This window comes from Pseudomonas sp. p1(2021b) (genome assembly GCF_020151015.1).
GTDB classification, from domain to species: Bacteria; Pseudomonadota; Gammaproteobacteria; order Pseudomonadales; family Pseudomonadaceae; genus Aquipseudomonas; species Aquipseudomonas putida_K.
The window spans coordinates 1315818-1336536 of record NZ_CP083746.1; the positions used below are offsets into that span (position 1 = coordinate 1315818).

Here is a 20719-nt window from a genome sequence, read left to right on the forward strand (position 1 = left end):
CCCCCAAGCCTCCACAACCCACTCACCAACCAGATATTTCCTACACTCATGTAGGAAGCCTACCCTGTAACTCCCTCCAAACCGCATGGGCTAATACCCAATTCCAATCCGCACAGGGAAGGCCCACCGGCATGGATTACCCCAACCTCTCACACCACGGCGCCACCCGCGGCGTCACCGGTTCCTGCCACCAACTCCACCTCGACACCACCAACAGCCTGTTGATCGACTGCGGCCTGGAACAAGGCACCGACGCCACCCCCAACAGCCAAACCACCCCCCTCGATTTCGCCATCACCGGCATCCAGGCCCTGGTCATCACCCACGTCCACCTCGACCACGTCGGCCGCATCCCCGCACTCCTGGCCACCGGCTACCGAGGCCCGATCCTGTGCAGCGAGCCCTCCGCAAAACTCCTGCCGCTGATCCTCGAAGACGCCTACCGCCTCGGCATCTCCAGCGAACCCGCACAGATCGCCCGCTACCTGGACCTGCTGAACCGCCTGGTCGTCCCGCTACCCTTCGACCAATGGCACACCATCACCCAAACCCCCAGCCTCGAATGCCGCATCCGCCTCCAACGCGCCGGGCACCTGCTGGGTTCGGCCTATGTCGAGTGCGATGTCCACTACCCCAAGCAAGCCACTCATACCCGCGTCGTCTTCTCAGGCGACCTCGGCGCCCCCGACAGCCCACTGCTACGCCCGCTACAGCCACCCGAGCGCGCCGACATCCTGGTGCTCGAAAGCACCTACGGCGACCGCCTGCACCCAGACCGCAGCGAACGCCAACAACGCCTGGAATCCGCCATCGACCGCGCCCTCGCGGACCAAGGCACCATCCTTATCCCGGCATTCAGCCTCGGCCGAACACAAGAGCTGCTCTACGAGCTGGAAGACATCCTCCACCGCAAAGCGCTGCTGACCGATGAAGAAAAGCCCGGTACCGACCCGCTGGATTGGTCCCAGCTCCCCTTCATCCTCGACTCCCCCTTGGCCCAGCGCGTGACCCAGGCCTACCGCGAGCTGCACGACTACTGGAACACCGAAGCCAGGCAACGCCTGGGCGAAGGCCGCAAGCCATTGGGTTTCCGCCAACTGATCTGCATCGATACCCATGCCAAGCACCAACAGGTGGTCAACTACCTCAAGAGCACCGGCCGACCCGCCATCGTTATCGCCGGCAATGGCATGTGCTCGGGTGGGCGGATCGTCAATTACCTCAAGACCATGCTCGAGGATCCGCGGCATGAGGTGATGTTCGTGGGCTACCAGGCCAGAGGTACACCAGGTGCGGTGATCCAGGCGAGCAGTGGCGCGGACAGGACGGCATGGGTCGAGTTGGATCAAGTGCGTTATGAGATACGTGCGAAGGTAATGACACTCGACGGGTATTCCGCGCACGCGGACCAGGCAGGGTTGCTACGGTTTGCCCTCGGCCAGGGCCAGCCCGCGAGGCGAGTGGTGCTGGTGCATGGAGAGGGGAGGGCGAAGCAGGCCTTGGCCCGAGCCTTGCGGCGGCGTTACGAGGAGCTGGGGTATGAGGCGGACGTCACAATTCCGTGAACGCCGTTTGGCGGCAAGGTGAATTTTGGTCGGAAAGCAGGGAACTTCTTTGGTCGGGTTCCCTCTACTGCTGATTAATGCTTAAGGCGTAAGGCGGTTCTTGAGCGTGTTGGCAAAATGACGCTACGCTTCAATTGAGTGGCTTGCGCCACCGACGGACGGTCGGTCGGTTGATGGGCTACCGGAGCATGCGGATAGACGTGACCCAAGGAAAAACAGAATAGATGCGCAACGAACCTGAGCGCCTGAGTAGTACTGGTGACGAGATTGACCTCTTCGAGCTGATCGAGGGGCTGTGGAAGCAGAAGGTGTTGATCATCGTGACGACTGTAGTCGTGACGGCGATTGCGGTGGCGTATGCGTTTCTGGCCAAGCCTGTGTATGAGGCGAAGGTTTTTGTTCAGCCGCCTACTCAGAATGACATCGCCCAATTGAATTATGGGCGTGGTGGAAGCTCTGAGCTGAATATGCTTACAGTGAAGGATGTTTATGATATTTATCTTAGGAACCTTCAGTCGGAATCGCTTCGGCGTGAGTTTTTTCGAGGTATCTATCTGCCAAGCCTGACAGAGGACGAGCGTACAGGATCTCAAGATGAACTATATGGCCGGTTTCAAGATGTATTATCGCTAGGCCTAGCATCTAAAGAATCCTCAGATCGCTACTATGTGATAGCTAATGTGGCTGACCCTCAGCAAGCAGCGGAATGGGTTGTTCGTTATTTAGAGATGGCTGGACGGCGTGCTAGAAACGAAGTTGTTAAGGATGTAAAGGCTGATGCCACTATCAAAGCAAATAATATAGAGCAGCAAATTACCGCAGAACTGGAGAGCGCGCGAAAACAACGAGAGGATCAAATTGTTCAGCTGTCAGAAGCATTGCGAGTGGCGAAGTCAATTGGTCTAGAAAAACCTCCGATAATCTCCAATAGCTTATCAAGCGAGGTTTCGGCGGGTATGGACGGTTCGTTGATGTACATGCGCGGGACAAAGGCATTGGAAGCCGAAATCGAGAATCTGCGTAAGCGAGTATCCGACGATCCGTTTGTCAAGAACCTTCGTCAGCGGCAAGAGGCATTGGCGTTCTATCGATCGTTGCAGATAAATCCCAATGTGGTCCAGGTTTACCGGCAAGACGGCGCTATCGAGTCGCCTGACAAGCCGATCAAGCCTCAGAAAGCTATCATTATTGCGCTTGGCACGATAATTGGCCTCACTTTTGGGATTTTGGCTGCGTTTTTGCGACAGATTATGTCAGCATTAATCACGCGTAGACCACCCAAGGCCGTCTAGGGATTCTCCGATCTAGTCAGCACGAGCCGCTCGACCTGTGCTGAAATAGCCCTCCGTTCAGCCGCCCCACCTTACCCATGAGTCAGATGAGCTTTTCCGATTTCGAGTACGCCGGTAAGCGCAAGCAAACCCGCTGTGAGCGCTTCCTGGCCGAGATGGAGCAGGTCGTACCGTGGAGCGGTTTGGTGGCATTGATCGAGCCGTATTACCCAAAGACCGGCGGTGGTCGCAAGCCGTACCCACTGGAAATCATGTTGCGTATTCACCTGCTGCAGAACTGGTTTTCGCTGAGCGATCCGGCCACGGAAGAAGCACTGTACGAAATCACTTCGATGCGCCAGTTTGCACGACTGACGCTCAGCGCGCCGATTCCCGAAGACACGACGATCATGAATTTTCGGCACTTGCTGGAGAAGCATCAGCTTGCGGCAGGAATTCTGGAAACTATCAACAACTACCTGCAAGACAAAGACCTGTCGTTGCGTCAGGGCACGATTGTCGACGCCACCATCATCCATGCGCCCAGTTCGACCAAGAACAAGGAAGGCAAGCGCGATCCGGAAATGCATCAGACAAAGAAAGGCAACCAGTACTTCTTCGGCATGAAGGCGCATATCGGTGCCGATGCTGAGTCGGGTCTGGTGCATCATGTCCACGGCACCGCAGCGAATGTGGCTGACGTGACGGAAGTCGCTCAGTTGTTGCATGGCAATGAAAACGTCGTATGCGCCGATGCAGGCTACACCGGCGTGGAGAAAAGGCCAGAGCATGAAGGGCGGCGAGTGATCTGGCAGATCGCAGCCCGCCGCAGTACCTACAAGTACTTAAGCAAACGCAGTGTTCTCTACAAAGCCAAACGTCAGATCGAGAAGGTCAAAGCGCGGACACGGGCGAAAGTCGAGCATTCCTTTCGCGTGATCAAGCGCCAGTTCGGTTATGTGACGACCCGCTTCCATGGCTTGGCCAAGAACACGGCTCAACTGACCACGCTGTGTGCGCTGTCGAATCTGTGGATGGTGCGCCGGCATTTATTGACTGCTGCGAGAGAGGTGCGCCCGTAAGGCCTGATGACCAGGGTCTTGCCCTGGCTTTTCAATAATCAGCGCCTCCAAATCGAGCTTTTCTGAGGGCGAAAGTCGCCCATTGGCAGTTGCTGGGCGACTTGTTCGGAGGTTCCTTAGAGATAGCAAATCGATAGCATTATGCTGGTGTCTTGCGGTCCGAGCTGTCACAATAGCGCCTTCGTCCGCACCGGACAGGGATGGTTCAGCTGCTCGAATTAGCTATCGCACAATGATAGCAAGATGACTGGTCCTGTCAGGTTAGGTAACTCACACTGATAAACAGACAGGCAATGATGTGACTAGTATGACTTCTAACCCGCATGTTACTCATTACGACGAAATCGACGTGTTCGCGTTGTTTCGATCTGTTTGGCGACAGAAACTACTAGTTGGACTGGTAGCGGCGTCCTGTGGAGTACTTGCGGCGATTTATGTATTCAGTGTGACGCCTGAATATGAGGTCAGTACTATGCTGCGCCCGGCTGCTATTAATGACCTAGATGAGCTGAATAGGACAAAGATTTACTCTTTACCTCCTAATGCAGCACTTAAACGCGTTGGTTCAGCACTTGACTCTTATGATACTCGATTAGGCTATTTTCGCTCTAATCCTTCTTTGCAAGCGGCATTTATGCGAGATGGGCATACTCTAGAGCAAGCATTCGAGGACTTTAATTCTAAGGCACTAAAGCTTATTCAACCGAATCCTAAAAAGATTGATTCGTTGAAGCCATTCATTGGTCTGGATATGCGTTACCCTGAGGGGCTCGATGGGAAGTCAGTGCTTAATGGGTTGGTTCAGTATGCAATTGAAAGTGAGCGAAAACAGATTTCGAAGGATTTAGAGGTTCTTGTCCGGAACCGCATAAAAGAAGTCGATGCTGAATTGGAAGTTCTTCATATCGACTACGTAGCTAATAAGGATGGGCGAGTAGCGCGACTTTTAGAGGCAGACTCACTCAAGCGTGCAAAATTAAATGACGAGCTAAAAGCATTGCGATTGCAGCTAAAGATTCGTCGAGAAAATCGCATTGCTCAGCTCAGTGAGGCGATTTCAATCGCGCACTCTCTTGGTCTAAAAAGACCATCGACACCTTCAATTATGGGGCAGTCTGAATCATCAGGGAACGTTATTCGTACCGAAGTAATCAATCAACAGTTGCCACTTTATTTTATGGGGACTGAAGCGTTGGAGGCTGAGCAGCGAGCATTACGTAAGCGTACATCTGATGACTTTGTTGATTCTCGAATCGCAGAAATCCGTAAGGAACTCTCGCTCTTAGAAAATAACCGAAACGTTCAGATTTTGCGTTCACGTCAAAATGAAGAACTATTTCTTAAAGGGATTGAACCGTTAAGAGCTGAGCGCCTACGACTTGCTGCGATTTCGACTGATATGAGTAAGCTCCAATTGGTTAATATAGATCGTCTTGCTGCCGATCCAGTCAATCCAGTCTGGCCTAAGAAAACTCTTATTCTTATCTCGGGAATGACTTTCGGGGTGTTTATCGGAATTCTCCTGGCACTGGTTCGTGCTTTATTGATAGTCCGACGAAAAGGATCAAACTATTCAGAGCTTGGGCGGCTCCAAATCATTAGCTCCGAAAATAAATCGCCGATTGCTTTCGGGTGATAGGACAATTATGGTTCTAAGCACCTAGAGATCATAGGATGATATTCCCTTTAGCCCGCCTCTGAAATCTATTTTGAGGAGGGCTAAATACAAACAACTACCACTCTTCAGGGGTCATGTTTCTTATAATTTTTGCCTGATACAGCGCTGCAATAGTGCTATTCCAATGTTTCCTACCTAAGTATCCAGGCCCTTAAAACCGTTAATTATAATTTTCGGAAGGTCAAGTAAACTCTGTGTTGCTAGAGATTTTTTTATAAAAAAATGCTACTATCTAGCACCCATGGTTTGTGCCATGCGGGCAGCTTGACGGTTTCATGAAGCGATGGATGCGCTCTCTAGAGGTGATTCTTGTATTGCTGTGTGGTATACAAGCTTAAGTGATTCTAGGCTTTTCACGTGTAGGTTTAACTAGACTGTTGAGTGTTAATTTACAGTGGCAAAAAAATACATTATCAAAACGCTATCTCTTTTGGGCTTTAGCTCTTTAGCAGGGGCCGGACTTGCATTTTTGACGCAAATCTTACTGGCTCGAAATCTAGGAGTTAATGAGTATGGCGCATTCTCATCTGCTTTTGGTACAGTTGCGCTATTGACGCCGCTTGCTGGATTTGGTATAGCGCCGATGTGGCTGAAAGTGTTTGGATTAGAAGGAGAAGCGGGTAAGCGTTGGGTTAGGCCGTCTTTTATTTTTTCTATATGCTCTACTGCATTAACTATATTTTTTATTGTCCTATGGGCGATTTTAATCGATCATGATGCATTGAATAGAGTGCTATTGTTAATTATGAGTACCTATATATTCGGACAGGTCTTTTTGGAGTTGGTGAGTGCCCGATTACAGTTAGAGGAAAGGTATTTAAATTTATCGATATGGCAATTTTTACCTCACCTTGGCCGTTTTTTACTGATATGTTTGGTTGTGTATACGGTTCGCGAAAGTGCTGAGGCTATATATGTGGCAATAAGTTATTCGGCAGTTTCGTTGCTTGCGTCTCTTTTTGGGCTTAGATATTTGCGAGGAATGGCGACTAGTGGAGTTCAACTTGTAAAAGGGCAAGACTACTATAAGTATATTGATGGGGTGGGGGTAACCATAAAAGATGTCATCAAGGCATGTTGGCCTTTTGGTGTTGGAGCCTTTGCACATTTGATTTATTATCAAAGTGATATTGTCATGATACAATATTTTACCGGTGATAAAGCGGCTGGTGAATATAATATTGCTTTTATCATTATGACGGCGGTTTATTTATTGCCTTCTATGGTTTATCAAAAGTTTTTGATGCCAAAAATTCATAGGTGGTCAAATTATGATCTTGAGAAACTCTACAAAGTTTATAAATTAGGCAGTCGATATATGCTTATTTTAGGGTGTATTTCCACCGTCGTGCTGTGGCTTTTGGGTGAATGGGGTATTGCGTTCCTGTTTGGCGAAGAATATAAAAATTCCAGTAGTCTACTGAATATATTGGCGTTATCAGCTCCTATAATTTTTCTCGCGCTGAGTGCAGGTTCGGTCTTGGTTACGCAAGAGCATATGCTCGAAAAAGTAAAATATATGCTTTTGGTCGCTGTGATTAATGTTTTGTTGAACCTACTTTGTATTCCAGCCTGGGGAGCTGAGGGGGCAGCAGTTACGACAGTAATTAGTAATCTTCTGCTATTGTGCCTGTATCTATACGGTGCTAATAGAAGTGTTTTTATATTCAAGAATTAGAATAGGGTGTCTTTTGGAAAGTTTGGCCAAGGAGCGTTTCGCTTTTTAAGAGAGACTAATTAAGGTTAATTGACATGGTTATAACTGTGGAGGGGAGTAGTGAAAATTGCTTTGATAACTATACATTATGCTAATAGCTATGGCGGATGTTTGCAAGCAGCTGCCACTCAAGCGGTCCTTTCGAGATATGGTGAAGTAACCATATTGGACTATAAAACTAAAGATCTTGGGAAGACTCTCAATGTTCTACGGTTAGGCTTTGGGATAAGGGACTTCTTAAGAGTAGGTAAGGATATTGTAAGATTTTTTCCTAGGAAAAGGCTGATATCAAAATTTAAGAAGTTTATTTATAGGTACTATAAATTATCTCGGCCTATAGGAACTGTTAGGGATCTTAAAGCGGCTGCCAGCAAGTTTGATGTTTTCGTTTGCGGAAGTGATCAAATTTGGAATCCAAATATCGTGGGCGCTCAAGACTTTAACTATGTTTTAGAATTTGCTGATGGTAAGAAGATATCTCTTTCTTCTAGTATGGGGTCCTTTAGATATTCCGGCAAAGGGCTTGCCGAGTTTAAGAAAAAACTATCTAGCTTCTCTCATATTGCAGTAAGAGAGAAAGATTTGGCAGAAGAATTATCAGTTGAATTGGATCGTGAGGTGGTAAACACATTGGATCCTACACTGCTGCTTGATAAAGTTCAATGGTTTGACTTGTTGGGTGTGGAGGCGGATGAAAGAGAGAAATATATATTTGTATATACGCTGAAGAAGACTGATTTCATATGTAGGGCTATTGATAAAATATCAATGCAGCTAGGGTTGAAAGTAGTAGTCATTGATCAAGATCCATTTATTGGATTTAAATGTGATCGTCATGTAATGGATGCAAGCCCGGAAGACTATGTTAAGCTAATAGCTGGATCTTCGTTTGTTTTAACTAATTCATTTCACGGGACAGCATTTGCGGTAAATTTTGCAGTTCCTTTTATTACTCTTCCTCCGGAGTCGGGAGTTAACAGAATACAGAGTCTCCTAGATTCGGTAGGTTTACGCAATCGAATGATAGACTCAATAGACTCTATTGATGAGCTTTTAAAGCTCACGCCAGATTTCACTGGTGTCGAAAATAAGCTCGAGGCTCTGAGAATAGAAACTTTTAAGTATTTAGATAAGGCAATGAGAGAGTGATAGTGAATAGAGAGAACGAACGAGCTAAACCGATGGTGTATATGCTTTTAGTAGCCATGCTTTTTTTAAGTATGACTAACACTCTTTTCAATATGCCGGTCGATAAAATTGGCTTCGTTGCTTTCTGTGTGATCGTGGTTGTATTATTACCATATCGAGGCAGTTTTCGAGTCAGTTTGCTACCTTTTTTTATAGTGTTGCTCTCGTTCCTTCTCTCTTATTTAATCTCAATTGATGAGTTTGAAATTCAGGGTTTCGATTCTTATCTTATAATTTTTTTCATGACGGGCATTGTTTTCCTTATCCCATATGTTACCCAAGGATATAGGGTTTTATTGCAAGCATTTATAATAAGCTCGTTCGTTTATATTTTGTTTGGGGTCGCAGCGTGGTGTTACTCAGTACTTACGGGGGAGGTTTTCTTTGTAAAGCCGTTATACGGTAAACAAATGGCGGATGTGTATGCGGCCATTTCGTTTTCTACAACTCAACAAGTATTTGGCTCTATAGCGATGCTAAATTGTATTGCAATAGTTTGGTTGAGAAAATATGGAATAATTGGGAAACCGTATTTTTTGTTTAGTTTGTTTATTTCACTGGTTGCAATATTTGCCTCTCTTAATCGTGTTTGGCTTTTGTTTACCCCCGTCCTACTTTTGTTTTGGGGGGGACGTAGAGTGCTATATGCCTTTTTACTATTGGGTATTATTAGCTTGCCAGTTTTTCTATTCTACTCGGATGTCATGTTGGCTTTCGGAACCGTACAGTCCCGATTTATGATGATAGACAATTTGTTAGACTTTTGGTGGGGGCAAGAAATAAGGCATGTTTTGTTCGGACGACCGTTTTACGTGGGGGACTATTTCTTTATGCATGGTAGATATTTTACCTATGTTGAAAGTGGTCCTTTTTACTTGCTAATTAAATTTGGGCTTGTTGGCTTATTTCTTGTGGGGGTGTTGTCAATTCTGTGGATTGGCTATTTATATAAGCGTTCATGGTTTCTAGGTTTTTTTTCACTCTATTATTTATTTTTTGTTCAGTTTATGACGCAGGAGTATCTTTCGGTAAGTTTTTGGCTTTATTGGGTTATTATGTTTTGTTTGATGGCTGCAAAAAAATATAAAGTGAAGGAGTATAATCTTGCGTAATATAGTTTTTATACATCTTTTCAATGATCGAAGCGGTAGCCCTAGGGTGCTCTCGCAAGTGATTAACGCTATTTTTAATGCCGGCTATAACGTTGAGACATTAACGAGTTGCCATTCATATGGTTTTTTGGATGGTGTGCCAGGGACTAAACGTACTATTTTTTATAAGCGATCTGAAAACAAATTCGTAACTTTGTTTTTTTATATGATTTCGCAGGTTCATTTGTTTTTCTATTGCTTTCGTTATTTAAAAGTAGATGCTATTTTTTATGTGAATACTATGATGCCGTTTGGTGCTGCACTTGCGGCAAAAATAATGGGGAAGACGGTAGTTTATCATGTACATGAAACGTCTATTAGACCTTTACTTTTGAAGCGTTTTTTACGGTTAATTATTAAAATTACGGCTGGTAAAATATTATTTGTTTCAAATTATTTGAAGAATGCTGAGGCATTTGAGAATATTCCTCAATATGTTGTGCATAATGCATTGAGCACAACGGTGGCGCCGTGCAGAAGAAAAAATAATGAAATTTTTAACATATTGATGGTTTGTTCATTAAAAAAATATAAAGGAGTCTTAGAGTTTTTTAGTGTTGCCGAAAAGCTTCTAGGTAATCCGATTTTGACCTTCACCTTAGTACTTAATGCGACTGCCGAAGAAATAGAGAATTTCTGCCTGACGGTACCGCCTCCAGAAAATATGAGATTGATATCTCGGCAATCTAATATGGAGCCATTTTATAATTCGGCTTCGTTGCTTTTAAATCTTTCTAGACCGGATGAGTGGATAGAAACTTTCGGGCTTACGATAATAGAAGCTATGGCCAAAGGATTACCTGTAATTGTTCCTCCGGTTGGTGGGCCTGCTGAGTTGATTTCAGATGGACAGGAGGGATATCTAATTTCATGCTATGAAGTTGAAGAAATTTGTTCAGCTATTTCCAGGCTTGCGGAGGACTCAAATCTCTATGAAAATATGTCTCGGCATGCGGTTCGACGGGCACAAGATTTTGAGTTGGCTGAGTTTAATAAGCGTATGATTGACGTTATTGATCAATAGGTTATTATTTTGAATAAAAAACTTTATATACTTGGAATTCGCGGCGTACCTGCTCAACACGGCGGGTTTGAAACGTTTGCAGAAAAACTATGTTTGTTTCTTGTTGCACGGGGGTGGGATGTAACGGTGTACTGTCAGGAGGAGGGAGCTGGGGCGAAATGGGAAAGTGTATGGAGCGGAGTCAAACGTATTCATATTCCAGTCCGTCAAAATGGTGCGTTGGGTACAGTCGTTTTTGATTTTCTTGCCACATGCGATGCACTTAAACACCAAGGCTTATTCTTGACGCTTGGTTATAACACAGCTGTATTCAATTTGATGCAAAGAGTTTGGCGGCAAGTTAATATAATTAATATGGACGGTATAGAATGGAAGCGTGGGAAGTGGGGGAGGATTGCAAAGTCTTGGTTCTGGCTGAATGAACGAATCGGCTGCTGGGGAGGAAGCCACTTAGTTGCCGATCATCCTAAAATTTTTGAGCATCTCGCTACGCGAGTTTCGAAACAGAAAATAACTATGATTCCATATGGCGGTGATGAGATAAATACCGCTAACGTGAATTTACTAGGGGTATATGGATTAGAGCCCCACAAATTTTCAGTAATTATCGCACGTCCTGAACCAGAAAATTCATTTGTGGAGATGGTTCGGGCGTTTAGCTCCCAAAGGCGAAATCATAAACTTGTTGTGTTGGGGAATTTTAGTCCGGACGTTAACCCATACCATCAAAAGGTTATGGCTGACGCAAGTGACGAGGTGATCTTTCCGGGAGCTATTTATAATACCGCCATAGTACAAGCACTGCGCTTCTATTGCCGATTCTATCTTCATGGCCATCGCGTTGGAGGAACTAATCCTTCGTTGGTAGAAGCGTTAGGAGCTGGATGTGCCGTAATTGCCCATGATAACCACTTTAATAGATGGGTGGCTGGGCCTGGAGCAGTATATTTCAATGACGAAAAAGATTGCGCAGTGGTTTTGGATAATTTGCTTCCTGACGAAGAAGTGTATTTTAAAATGAAAAATAGTAGCCGTGTACGATTTAATGAGCGCTTCAGGTGGGAACAGATACTCCAAGAGTATGAAGATCTTTTATTTAAGTGGTACCCATCGGATCTTGAATTTAAATGATCTCTCCAGGTGTGTCAGGAACTATGAATTCTAGAGTATTTATTAAGGAGGTCTGAGGATTATATGTGGAAAAAAATTAGGCCATATGCACAAGGTTGCTATCGTCTGCTCGATACGGCTAATGGTTTTTTATACGATTTTATTCGATTTTTTAAATATGGTGGTTGGCCGGGCAAACTTTCTGATAAAGCTCAAAGAGATTATGGGTTAATAATGCGGTATCATGGGCTTGAAAAAAGCCTTAGTTATAAGGAGCGAAATCCCTCAGCAGGATGGCGTAACGCATTCGATACATTATCTTTTATTGAAGCTGCGCACCTCCACGGTGAAATTGGTCCCGTTGATGTTGCGGCGGTAAAAGTTTTGGAGAAATTTATTTCTCTTCCAGGTAATGAAAAGGATATCCGATCAAAAAATATTAAAGAAAGATTGAAAGTAATTAATGCCGAGGTCGGCGAGGATCATGGTGCGATCGATTACTCGCATTTGGATTTTTTACGAGGTATGCTACAGTCTCCAGAAGATTTCTTTTTCTCAAGATATTCGTTGCGGGAATTTAAGGATAAGGCTGTTTCTAAAAGCGTAATTGAGCGAGCAGTTTCCCTTGCTATGAAAACACCTTCTGTGTGTAACCGACAGGCGTGGGCAGTATATAATGCATCAGAAAAAATGGTGCGAGATGTTGTTTTGTCTCATCAAAATGGTAATAAACCATTCGGTGATAAAGTCCCTAATGTTCTAGTGGTGGCGGCGGATTTAAGGGCTTTTTTTACGGGGAGAGAGCATTACCAGCACTGGATCGACGGTGGGCTCTTTTCCATGTCTTTAATGTATGCGTTCCATTCGCTAGGATTGGCTACTTGCCCTTTGAATTGGAGTCAAACACCAGCAATGGATAAATCATTACGCAGCAAGCTTTGTATAAAAGATAGCCACACTATAATAATGGTTATAGCTGTTGGCTACCCGGACGAGCATAATAAAGTCTGTGTTTCTGCGAGGCGCTCTTTGAGCGAAGTGGTTTTTGATTTGAAGTTAAAGTGATACAAAGGGCTTATTTAAATTTTTGGCGGGCAATATATTTATGTAAACTCTGTCGCAAACACTGCATAGAGCAAGCAAGTGATAGGATGACGACATAGTTTTCGCGAGCTTGTCGAAGCGTATCACAATCCGGCGGTTCTTTTTCAACCACCCACACATGTACTCGATGATGTTGCGTTGTTGGTATTTTGGGCGATCAAGCAGTCGGAGTAAGCCGATCTAGGGTTCGCACTTCATCGAGTTCAGCGGGATGGCGGGTTGCAACTGATCCCAGTAAGGGCGCAGTACTTCGGGGACGTTGTCGGTGAGTAGCTATTTGCGGCGTTTGCGCGGGCGATCAGAGGTGAGCATAGATGATATCGCGTATCTGCTCTGTGAGTTGCCCCTGGCTGAAGTACGCTTTCATCAAGAAGCACTCGACGGATTACCCGGTGCGGCGCCTTTGCCAAACCCTCAAGGTGCACCCAGCGGCTACTACGCTTGGTTGGCCAAGCCTCAATCTGCCCGAACAAAAGAAGATCACCATCTGCTTGGCTTGATCAAACATGCTTGGCTCGAAAGCGGAGGTGTGTACGGCTACCGCAAAATTCACGATGACCGTGAGCTGGGAGAGACATGCGGGCGAAATCGAGTCGGTCGCTTGATGCAGGCAGAGGGGCTGCGTTCGCAAACGGGGTATCGCCGTCGTACTGGGTTTTATGGCGGAAAACCAACAGTGGCATCGCCCAACCATCTGGCCCGGCAGTTCAAGGTCAGTGAGCCGAATAAGGTCTGGGTGACCGATATCACCTACATCCGCACCTATGAAGGGTGGCTGTACCTGGCGGTCGTGCTGGATCTGTTCTCTCGCCAAGTCATTGGTTGGTCAATGAAACCCAGGATGAGCAGCGACCTGGCCATCGACTCCATGCTGATGGCCGTGTGGCGACGCAAGCCACAGCAGCAAGTGATGATTCACTCAGACAAGGCAGTCAGTTCAGTAGCTCAGATTGGCAAAAGCTTCCTTAAGGCCAACAATGTGATCAGCAGCATGAGCCGACGGGGAAACTGCTACGACAATACCGTGGCCGAGAGCTTTTTCCAGCTTTTGAAGCGGGAGCGAATCCGACGAAAGACCTACGCAACGCGTGACGAAGCCCGAAGTGATATTTTCGATTACATTGAGATGTTCTATAACCCTAAACGCTGACACAGCAGTGCTATGCAGCTGTCACCAGTAGAGTATGAGAAACGCTATTTTCTGAGCTTGGAGAGTGTCTAGGAAACCAGGGGCGATTCAACGTGGATGCCACATGCTTCTTCGGTAGAAGACTACGAAACGCTGCTGCCGTGGAATTGCTCGTCTAAGATGCCATGGTAAACCTGATCCCTGTCTTGCGGTAGGTGAGGTTCATGGATTGCACTCCGATGACCTAATACCGACCAACCGCAGCGCTTGTCATTAGCTTGCCGTTGATGGGGAACGTTTGTCGGCGACATGGTTGGTCCTGGTAGCCGTCGAACAAGCCGCTGCCGCACAGGAGGTTGTAGCCGTCGTCGCTGCCGTTGAAGGGCGACGTTTCTTCCGAAAAGACGATCAGGTCAAGAAGCCGGAGCACGTTCATACCTCCGGCCTGATCTTCGGTGAATCTGGCCATGGGGTTTCTACAGGCAAAAAGAAGCCCGCGCTAGGTGAACTCAGAGACATTTACTTATAGATGTGGCACGATACGCGCCGCTGCCAATTCAATACCTGAGGAATCGACGGTGCTTTTTAGTTCCTACGAGTACATACTCTTCTTCCTACCTATATCATTCTTCGTATACTTCTGGCTTAACCGGCTTAAACTAGTGACCTTGGGAAGGTGCTGGCTTGTCTTGGCGAGCCTTTTCTTTTACGCCTGGTTCAATGTCTACTACCTTCCAATTCTCCTAGCATCAATACTTATAAACTATGGATTCGGTGTAACTCTATCGAAGGACCTGCCAAAACATCCAAAATTTACAAAGAAAACTATACTGACGGTCGGGGTGTTATTTAATATTATTCTTCTTGGGTACTACAAATATACGGACTTTCTTATTGAAAATTTCAACGCGCTTACAGGGTCGGATGTACCTTTAACACATATTCTTTTGCCTCTCGCATTAAGTTTCGTGACATTCCAAAAAATTGCCTACTTGGTAGATAGCTATAACGGCAAGACTAAAGAGTATGATCTACTCACGTTCTCTCTGTTTGCTTCGTTTTTCCCGCAACAGATTGCTGGACCAATCGTGCATCATGCCGAAATGATGCCTCAGTTTGCGTCTCGCTGGAATATGTTTAAGCGGTATAACAATATACTATTTGGCCTATACATTTTCAGCATTGGCCTATTCAAAAAGGTTATCATCGCCGATACGTTCGCCGTATGGGCTGACGAAGGATTCGCACATACCGGATCATTTGAGTTCTACCTCGCATGGATAACGAGTCTTTCGTACACTTTTCAACTGTATTTTGACTTTAGCGGCTACACTGACATGGCTATCGGATCCGCTCTTCTTTTCAACATTCGCTTGCCAATAAACTTCAATTCACCATATAAGGCATTCGACATCCAAGATTTTTGGCGTCGCTGGCATATGACTCTCAGCCGCTTTCTACGAGATTATGTGTACATACCTTTTGGAGGTAATAGAAAAGGTGAATTCAGGACTTATCTAAACCTTTTCCTAACTTTTTTGATCGGAGGAATATGGCACGGTGCAAGCTGGATGTTCGTAGCTTGGGGTGCCCTACATGGCGCAGCCCTGGTCATCCATCGCGCGTGGTCAAAATTTGGTTTTAAGATTCCCAAGCCAATTGCCTGGTTCATTACCTTCAATTTTGTAAACATTGCATGGGTATTCTTCCGTGCTCCAGAATGGTCCGTTGCAAAATCAATTTTATCTGGTATGACTGATTTTCAAGGCGCACTCACAAATGATGTATACGCCGCCTCTACTGCTGGTCTTTCTAAGTTCGGATTCATGGCCGACTACGTGACTAGTATTCTAAGTGCTCAGTCAGCTGTTTATCTGACGCAATTGCTCGCCATCGTTGCCGCATTAGCTATCTGCTCAATGAAAAATACATCCCAAATCTATTTGGATTCTAAGCCTGTTGAGTGGAGGCACGTTACGGTCGCCGGGATTGCGGCAGGTATGGCTGTGATATCTTCTCTAACCACTACCTCCGCCGTATTTCTTTATTTTAATTTCTGAGGCAAATATGAAGGTAAAGTCTGTAGCCTTAGTCGCAATTGCCGCTGTAATAGCCATTATCTTGCCTGCGACAAATATTATAACTGGCGCAATAACCAACCCTTTTAGCTGGAAAAGCTTGAAGGAAAACGCTTTTGCAACCGACTACTACACCGGCCTACTAAATTCTATCAGATACAGTATTGGATATAGCACATCACCAAAACAGGCTGTCGTTGGCTATAATGGATGGCTATTTCTTGGTGATCAATATGCAAACAGCATGAGCGTTTCACGCTCAAAACTATTTATGACTACAGGGAAGATGGATGCGCGAAAAGCATGGCGCGAAAAATGGCGAGAGACAATATTGAAAGATTTTGGAGCAAAATTCTATGTGACAATTGCTCCAAACAAAGAGGAGGTTTACTCTGAGAATCTACCAAACTGGGCAAAGCCATATAATAAGCTACCTTATAGCTCATTCCTTAACATGCAACATGACGAATCGCTAATCCATCTACATGACCGGATATCATCCGAAAAGAGCTCATCTCCAATTCCTCTTTATTACAAAAATGACTCTCACTGGAACGAGTCCGGAGCATGGATCGCCTATCAAGCCATTTCAAAACACATTAAATCACACAATCCAAATCTAACCTTTCTTGCGCAAAAAGACATATCCATAAGCAATGCCCATCGGACAGGTGGCGATATATCAAAGTTTTTATTTATCGAAAATCAAGTCACAGATTTTGATCCAATAATATCAACTAAAAATAATTCTAACATAATTATTCGATCATTTGAGTCCGGTGCAATTCTTTATTCTGGGAAAAATAAAAGAATAGACTCACCATCGTCAACTATTGTTGTTACATCCAGCGACGCAAAAAACGACATAAAAGTGCTCTGGTTGAGAGACTCTTTCGGGACTCACCTCTCCCCTCTTTTCGCATCTACATTTAAGACTGTATACCAGCGCCACTGGGGAGGGATCATAACAAATGATTTGGCATTCAGAAGCCTTATCGCCAAAACATCACCAGACATAGTAATCTTAACAATCGTTTCACGATCAGAGTTTGAGCTAACCTATTTCAATAAATAGTGGCGGGAAATCCCGCCACAATCTATATCGTTACGAAACGAGGGACTCGGCGTTTGCCACAAGTACCTCTACAGCTGGACACGGTATACGATCCATGAACTCCACCTACCGCGAGGTAGAAACCAAGGTTACCGTGGAATCTCTGGCGAGCAACTCCATGGCAGCAGTGCTTCGTAGTCTGCAACTGACGACGCATGTGGCAGTTGCTCAAGTGCGTGGCGCAGCCACATATAGGGCTCTTGGCCGTTGATCTTGGAGGTTTCGACCAAGTTGTAGATCTGCCGCTGGCCGTGGCTCACTTGGGCGTGTCACTGAACAGCCAAGCCTTGGACCCATAGCGCTCAGGCGACTCCAGGTCAGGTTTGCCGGGAGATTTCGATACTACGTCGGCTCAGCATCGTCTCGAAGCGGTGCAGCGGCAGGCCATCCACATACTTAGTGGTAAGCAATGTGGCCAGCACGCTGGGACTGGCCATGCTCTTTTCAATTGAGCCGGCTTGTCAGCAGTGACCGGCGCGGTTTCGCAACCACGGCAGCATAAACTTTGCGCACGTGTTTTAGCACACGGATCTGCATCGGCAGGTGTCGCGCTTTTCGCTGATTTCCTCACTAATCACTTGCTTGCGGCAATCACTGCGCAAGTCAGTTCGTGCTTGGGCAAGTCATGAATGACTTCAATGCGTGATAGCTCAGCAGATAGCGGTTTGCGTTTGCGGCGCTGCTTGGTCGACGCAACGACTTCTTCGTCGGCATCATCAGCGCCAAGTACTCAGTGGCCTTCGGGTTCGTTGAACAACTCCGGTTGAGGCGTGTTAGGCTCGGTTTGCTCAGACTTGCGATTGAACAGTCGGTCGAGCAGCAGCTTTTCCTGTTCTTTAAGATCGATGATGTGGCCTCGTCGGCCGTACGCTCAGCTAGGCTCTGTATGAAAACCTTCGAAACGCCATCAGAGCCGCCGAAAGCCTGATTTTGCGTAGAGTTCTCGCCTTTAGGCGAAGGATTTTGCGATGCCCAAGTGATACGAACTTTCCGACGCAGATTGGGAAATAGTCGCCGATCTTTTTACTGCCCATCGGCATACCGGACCCCCAAGAGCTGATGATCGCCTGCTGCTCAATGGCGTGCTGTGGGTGCTTTGCTCCGGTGCCGCATGGCGAGACATGCCGGAGCGGTTCGGGCCTTGGTCCACGGTTTATCAGCGCTTCCGAGATTGGCGAAACCTGGACACCTTCAACAAAATGCTCAAGCGCCTACACGTCAAACTCAGCGCTCAAGGCCTGATTGACTTGGACACATGGTGTATTGACTCAACGGCAGTCAAAGCGACCCGAGCCTCATCTGGAGCAGGCCGAAAGGGGGCGGAATGACCAACGGACCACGCACTCGGAAGAAGCCGGGTGGGCTGACAACGAAAATTCCGCAGTAAAATCCACATGCTCTGCGACGCTAACGAGACAGCTTTGCACTTCCTCCATCAGCTAGGCCCAACCACTTTTGGACGAAGTCAGCACTCCATCGAGCCAGCGTGGCCGCCTACGTAGGCGCTGCAAATGGTTGCTCACCGACAAGGGTTATGACGCCGAAGCGCTACGCCGCTACTACGATCAATATCGAACGCAACCCGTGATCCCGATGTGCTCGATGAAGAGTAAACCAAGCCGGCTTGCCCAGACTGTTTGATAGAGTCAAGTACCGGCAGCACAACATGATCGCGGGCATGTTCGGCTGGTTGAAAGAGAGTCGCCGGATCGTGACACGCTTTGACAAAGCTCGCGAAAAGCTATGCCGCCATGGTTTCACTGGCTTGTTCCATGCGGTGTTTGCGACATCTCTTTTCGTACAACGCCTAACCGCGCCGCCAAACCCGAAAAGCCCATCGGCCTTACGGGATGTAGAGTTTGGTAGCGGAAAGTTTACAGTGGTGGCGATGTTTGCTGGCAACGCTGCTTACGAATTTTCGTACGATTTTCCTCATGCATAGTGCTGTGGAAATCTTCATTTTTCTGGTAGGTTGTCGGGTTCAGGCCTCTTGCCTGCGACCGTGAGTGCCTATCGGGACGGGCATTTGGGACCACCCTGCCATGAGCGGGACAGTCGAGAGGCATTGTCGTTAATTTTCATTCGTGTTCCGTGGGAGCCTTTGTAAAGGATATGCAAGCCATTCCTCGTTATCAACCAACCTTTGCCGAGCGTTATCCTGTGCCATTTTTTGTGGCACTGTTAGATTTTTTTATAGTGCTCGCGGCGGGGCTCCTTGCCCATTACTACCGTTTTGGTAGTTTGGATATGACAGGTCGTTATAACAATGCGACGGTGCTAACAGCAATTGTGGTAGTACTGTGCCTGGGAATGGGCGGAGTGTATGGTTCTCAGCGTGGTTACGCATTTTTGCGTCAATTTAGTGTGTTGTTAGCGGGATGGTTCGCAGCAGCAGGTATTATGCTGTCTCTTACTTTTTTTCTGAAGGTCTCAGAGAATTATTCACGAATTTGGTTTAGTACCATGCTGTTGGCTGGTGGTGGGTTAAGTTTGCTACTGCGAGTTGTTGTTTTCTTATTGCTTCGTCGGCTAAGAGCTTCGGGGCGAAACCTAAAAGCTGTTTTGCTTGTAGACTCAGGTGGGAGCTCAGCTAGTCAGCTGAGTAATGGTCAAGCTCTTGATGAGTATGGGTTTAAAGTTGTGTGCAGCTTGCCATTCGAGCTTAACGAAGAATGGCTTAACAGTTTAGTTGAAAAGGTTGATGAGTCGGGGGCGCATGAGGTCTGGTTGTGTTTGCCTCTAAGTGAGGGAGGTGGTATTCGCTCAATTATGTATGCATTGCGCCATCATACTGTGGCTGTGCGATTTATTCCTGAATGGGATGATATTCCTTTACTTAATCACAAAGTCAGCCATATAGCTGGTTTTTATTCCTTGGACTTGAGTTGCAGTCCTATGGATGGTCCGCCGCGCTTATTGAAACGGTTGGAGGATCTGGTGTTAGGTTTTTTAATATCTTTGATGATTGCCCCTATTTGTTTGGTGATTGCTATAGCAATTAAACTAACATCGGCAGGGCCGGTGTTGTTTAAGCAATATAGGACTGGCATCAATGGCAAGTGCTTCAAGGTCTATAAATTCCGCTCTATGGTTGTCCATCGCGAAAGCTCAGGAAGTGTTACGCAGGCAACAAAGAATGATGCGCGCATTACACGAGTAGGGGCGTTTTTAAGGCGGACTAGTCTTGATGAGCTGCCACAGTTTTTCAATGTGCTGCAAGGACGTATGTCTATTGTGGGGCCACGACCTCATGCGCTTTCGCATAATGAGTACTATAAAGATTTAGTTGAGTCCTATATGCAGCGGCATAAAGTTAAGCCTGGAATTACCGGTTGGGCGCAGGTCAGTGGTTATCGCGGCGAAACTGATACTTTAGAGAAAATGCAGAAGCGAGTGGAGTATGATCTTTGGTATATTGATAACTGGTCCCTCTGGCTTGATTTGAAAATTATTTTTATGACCGTGTTCAAGGGTTTTGTAAATAAGAATGCATATTAAAAGTAACATT

15 protein-coding genes and 3 pseudogenes are annotated in these 20719 nt (G+C 46.4%); 15 read left to right on the plus strand and 3 right to left on the minus strand.

The genetic code is table 11. From position 1 onward, the window contains the following. Positions 1 to 131 precede the first annotated feature (131 nt). The 11 genes and pseudogenes from K8374_RS06130 to K8374_RS06185 form a co-directional block, all read left to right on the plus strand. Entirely contained in the window at positions 132 to 1565 is a 1434-nt protein-coding gene (locus K8374_RS06130; protein ID WP_224458311.1) for an MBL fold metallo-hydrolase RNA specificity domain-containing protein, read from the plus strand. 224 nt (positions 1566 to 1789) lie between these two features. Further along, positions 1790 to 2857, plus strand: coding sequence for an LPS O-antigen chain length determinant protein WzzB (locus tag K8374_RS06135; RefSeq protein ID WP_224458312.1), 1068 nt, complete (start codon positions 1790 to 1792; stop codon positions 2855 to 2857). 77 nt (positions 2858 to 2934) lie between these two features. After that, positions 2935 to 3918, plus strand: a complete 984-nt coding sequence (locus K8374_RS06140) for an IS5 family transposase (RefSeq protein WP_224458313.1) — start codon at positions 2935 to 2937, stop codon at positions 3916 to 3918. A 307-nt stretch (positions 3919 to 4225) separates the two neighbouring features. Next, a complete protein-coding gene (locus tag K8374_RS06145) occupies positions 4226 to 5554 on the plus strand; it encodes a Wzz/FepE/Etk N-terminal domain-containing protein (RefSeq protein ID WP_224458314.1) in 1329 nt (442 codons plus the stop codon). A 436-nt stretch (positions 5555 to 5990) separates the two neighbouring features. Beyond that, positions 5991 to 7274: a flippase gene (locus tag K8374_RS06150; RefSeq protein ID WP_224458315.1), complete on the plus strand. Its 1284-nt coding sequence runs from the start codon at positions 5991 to 5993 to the stop codon at positions 7272 to 7274. A gap of 99 nt (positions 7275 to 7373) precedes the next feature. Continuing rightward, the gene (locus K8374_RS06155; RefSeq protein WP_224458316.1) at positions 7374 to 8462 is read left to right on the plus strand and encodes a polysaccharide pyruvyl transferase family protein; all 1089 of its coding nucleotides are present in this window, start codon (positions 7374 to 7376) and stop codon (positions 8460 to 8462) included. 2 nt (positions 8463 to 8464) lie between these two features. Then, entirely contained in the window at positions 8465 to 9613 is a 1149-nt protein-coding gene (locus K8374_RS06160) for a hypothetical protein (RefSeq protein ID WP_224458317.1), read from the plus strand. Continuing rightward, positions 9606 to 10676, plus strand: a complete 1071-nt coding sequence (locus K8374_RS06165) for a glycosyltransferase family 4 protein (RefSeq protein WP_224458318.1) — start codon at positions 9606 to 9608, stop codon at positions 10674 to 10676. The genes K8374_RS06160 and K8374_RS06165 overlap by 8 nt, the downstream gene beginning before the upstream one ends. 9 nt (positions 10677 to 10685) lie before the next feature. Then, positions 10686 to 11807 (plus strand): DUF1972 domain-containing protein, encoded by a 1122-nt coding sequence (locus K8374_RS06170; RefSeq protein WP_224458319.1) that lies wholly within the window; start codon positions 10686 to 10688, stop codon positions 11805 to 11807. A 63-nt stretch (positions 11808 to 11870) separates the two neighbouring features. Then, positions 11871 to 12851 (plus strand): nitroreductase family protein, encoded by a 981-nt coding sequence (locus K8374_RS06175; protein WP_224458320.1) that lies wholly within the window; start codon positions 11871 to 11873, stop codon positions 12849 to 12851. A gap of 389 nt (positions 12852 to 13240) precedes the next feature. Continuing rightward, positions 13241 to 14112, plus strand: a pseudogene (locus K8374_RS06185) (IS3 family transposase); the annotation flags it as partial. Positions 14113 to 14263: 151 nt separating this feature from the next. Here the strand turns inward: K8374_RS06185 and K8374_RS06190 are convergent. Beyond that, complete coding sequence (locus K8374_RS06190; RefSeq protein ID WP_411969603.1) at positions 14264 to 14488, minus strand: hypothetical protein; 225 nt, start codon at positions 14486 to 14488, stop codon at positions 14264 to 14266. Positions 14489 to 14708: 220 nt separating this feature from the next. Here K8374_RS06190 and K8374_RS06195 point away from each other — a divergent pair, with 220 nt between their 5' ends. Both K8374_RS06195 and K8374_RS06200 read left to right on the plus strand, forming a co-directional pair. Then, positions 14709 to 16079 (plus strand): MBOAT family O-acyltransferase, encoded by a 1371-nt coding sequence (locus tag K8374_RS06195; RefSeq protein WP_224458321.1) that lies wholly within the window; start codon positions 14709 to 14711, stop codon positions 16077 to 16079. A 7-nt stretch (positions 16080 to 16086) separates the two neighbouring features. Beyond that, positions 16087 to 17172, plus strand: a complete 1086-nt coding sequence (locus K8374_RS06200) for an alginate O-acetyltransferase AlgX-related protein (RefSeq protein WP_224458322.1) — start codon at positions 16087 to 16089, stop codon at positions 17170 to 17172. Positions 17173 to 17300: 128 nt separating this feature from the next. On the opposite strand, the gene K8374_RS26400 is transcribed toward K8374_RS06200, so the two are convergent. Further along, complete coding sequence (locus K8374_RS26400) at positions 17301 to 17402, minus strand: transposase domain-containing protein (protein WP_411969631.1); 102 nt, start codon at positions 17400 to 17402, stop codon at positions 17301 to 17303. A gap of 129 nt (positions 17403 to 17531) precedes the next feature. Continuing rightward, positions 17532 to 18099 (minus strand): annotated as a pseudogene (locus tag K8374_RS06205) (transposase); the annotation flags it as partial. A gap of 119 nt (positions 18100 to 18218) precedes the next feature. Here K8374_RS06205 and K8374_RS06210 point away from each other — a divergent pair. Beyond that, positions 18219 to 19022 (plus strand): annotated as a pseudogene (locus tag K8374_RS06210) (IS5 family transposase). Positions 19023 to 19323: 301 nt separating this feature from the next. Continuing rightward, entirely contained in the window at positions 19324 to 20709 is a 1386-nt protein-coding gene (locus K8374_RS06215) for an undecaprenyl-phosphate glucose phosphotransferase (RefSeq protein WP_224458323.1), read from the plus strand. Positions 20710 to 20719 lie beyond the last annotated feature (10 nt).

What these genes read in the sequence shown, in the direction of transcription:
- K8374_RS06175 (WP_224458320.1), top strand. Translation starts at nt 11,871, where the DNA reads ATGTGGAAAAAAATTAGGCCATATGCACAAGGTTGCTATCGTCTGCTC.
- K8374_RS06215 (WP_224458323.1), top strand. Translation starts at nt 19,324, where the DNA reads ATGCAAGCCATTCCTCGTTATCAACCAACCTTTGCCGAGCGTTATCCT.
- K8374_RS06135 (WP_224458312.1), top strand. Translation starts at nt 1,790, where the DNA reads ATGCGCAACGAACCTGAGCGCCTGAGTAGTACTGGTGACGAGATTGAC.
- K8374_RS26400 (WP_411969631.1), bottom strand. Translation starts at nt 17,402, where the DNA reads ATGTGGCTGCGCCACGCACTTGAGCAACTGCCACATGCGTCGTCAGTT.
- K8374_RS06200 (WP_224458322.1), top strand. Translation starts at nt 16,087, where the DNA reads ATGAAGGTAAAGTCTGTAGCCTTAGTCGCAATTGCCGCTGTAATAGCC.
- K8374_RS06190 (WP_411969603.1), bottom strand. Translation starts at nt 14,488, where the DNA reads ATGGCCAGATTCACCGAAGATCAGGCCGGAGGTATGAACGTGCTCCGG.
- K8374_RS06140 (WP_224458313.1), top strand. Translation starts at nt 2,935, where the DNA reads ATGAGTCAGATGAGCTTTTCCGATTTCGAGTACGCCGGTAAGCGCAAG.
- K8374_RS06130 (WP_224458311.1), top strand. Translation starts at nt 132, where the DNA reads ATGGATTACCCCAACCTCTCACACCACGGCGCCACCCGCGGCGTCACC.
- K8374_RS06145 (WP_224458314.1), top strand. Translation starts at nt 4,226, where the DNA reads ATGACTTCTAACCCGCATGTTACTCATTACGACGAAATCGACGTGTTC.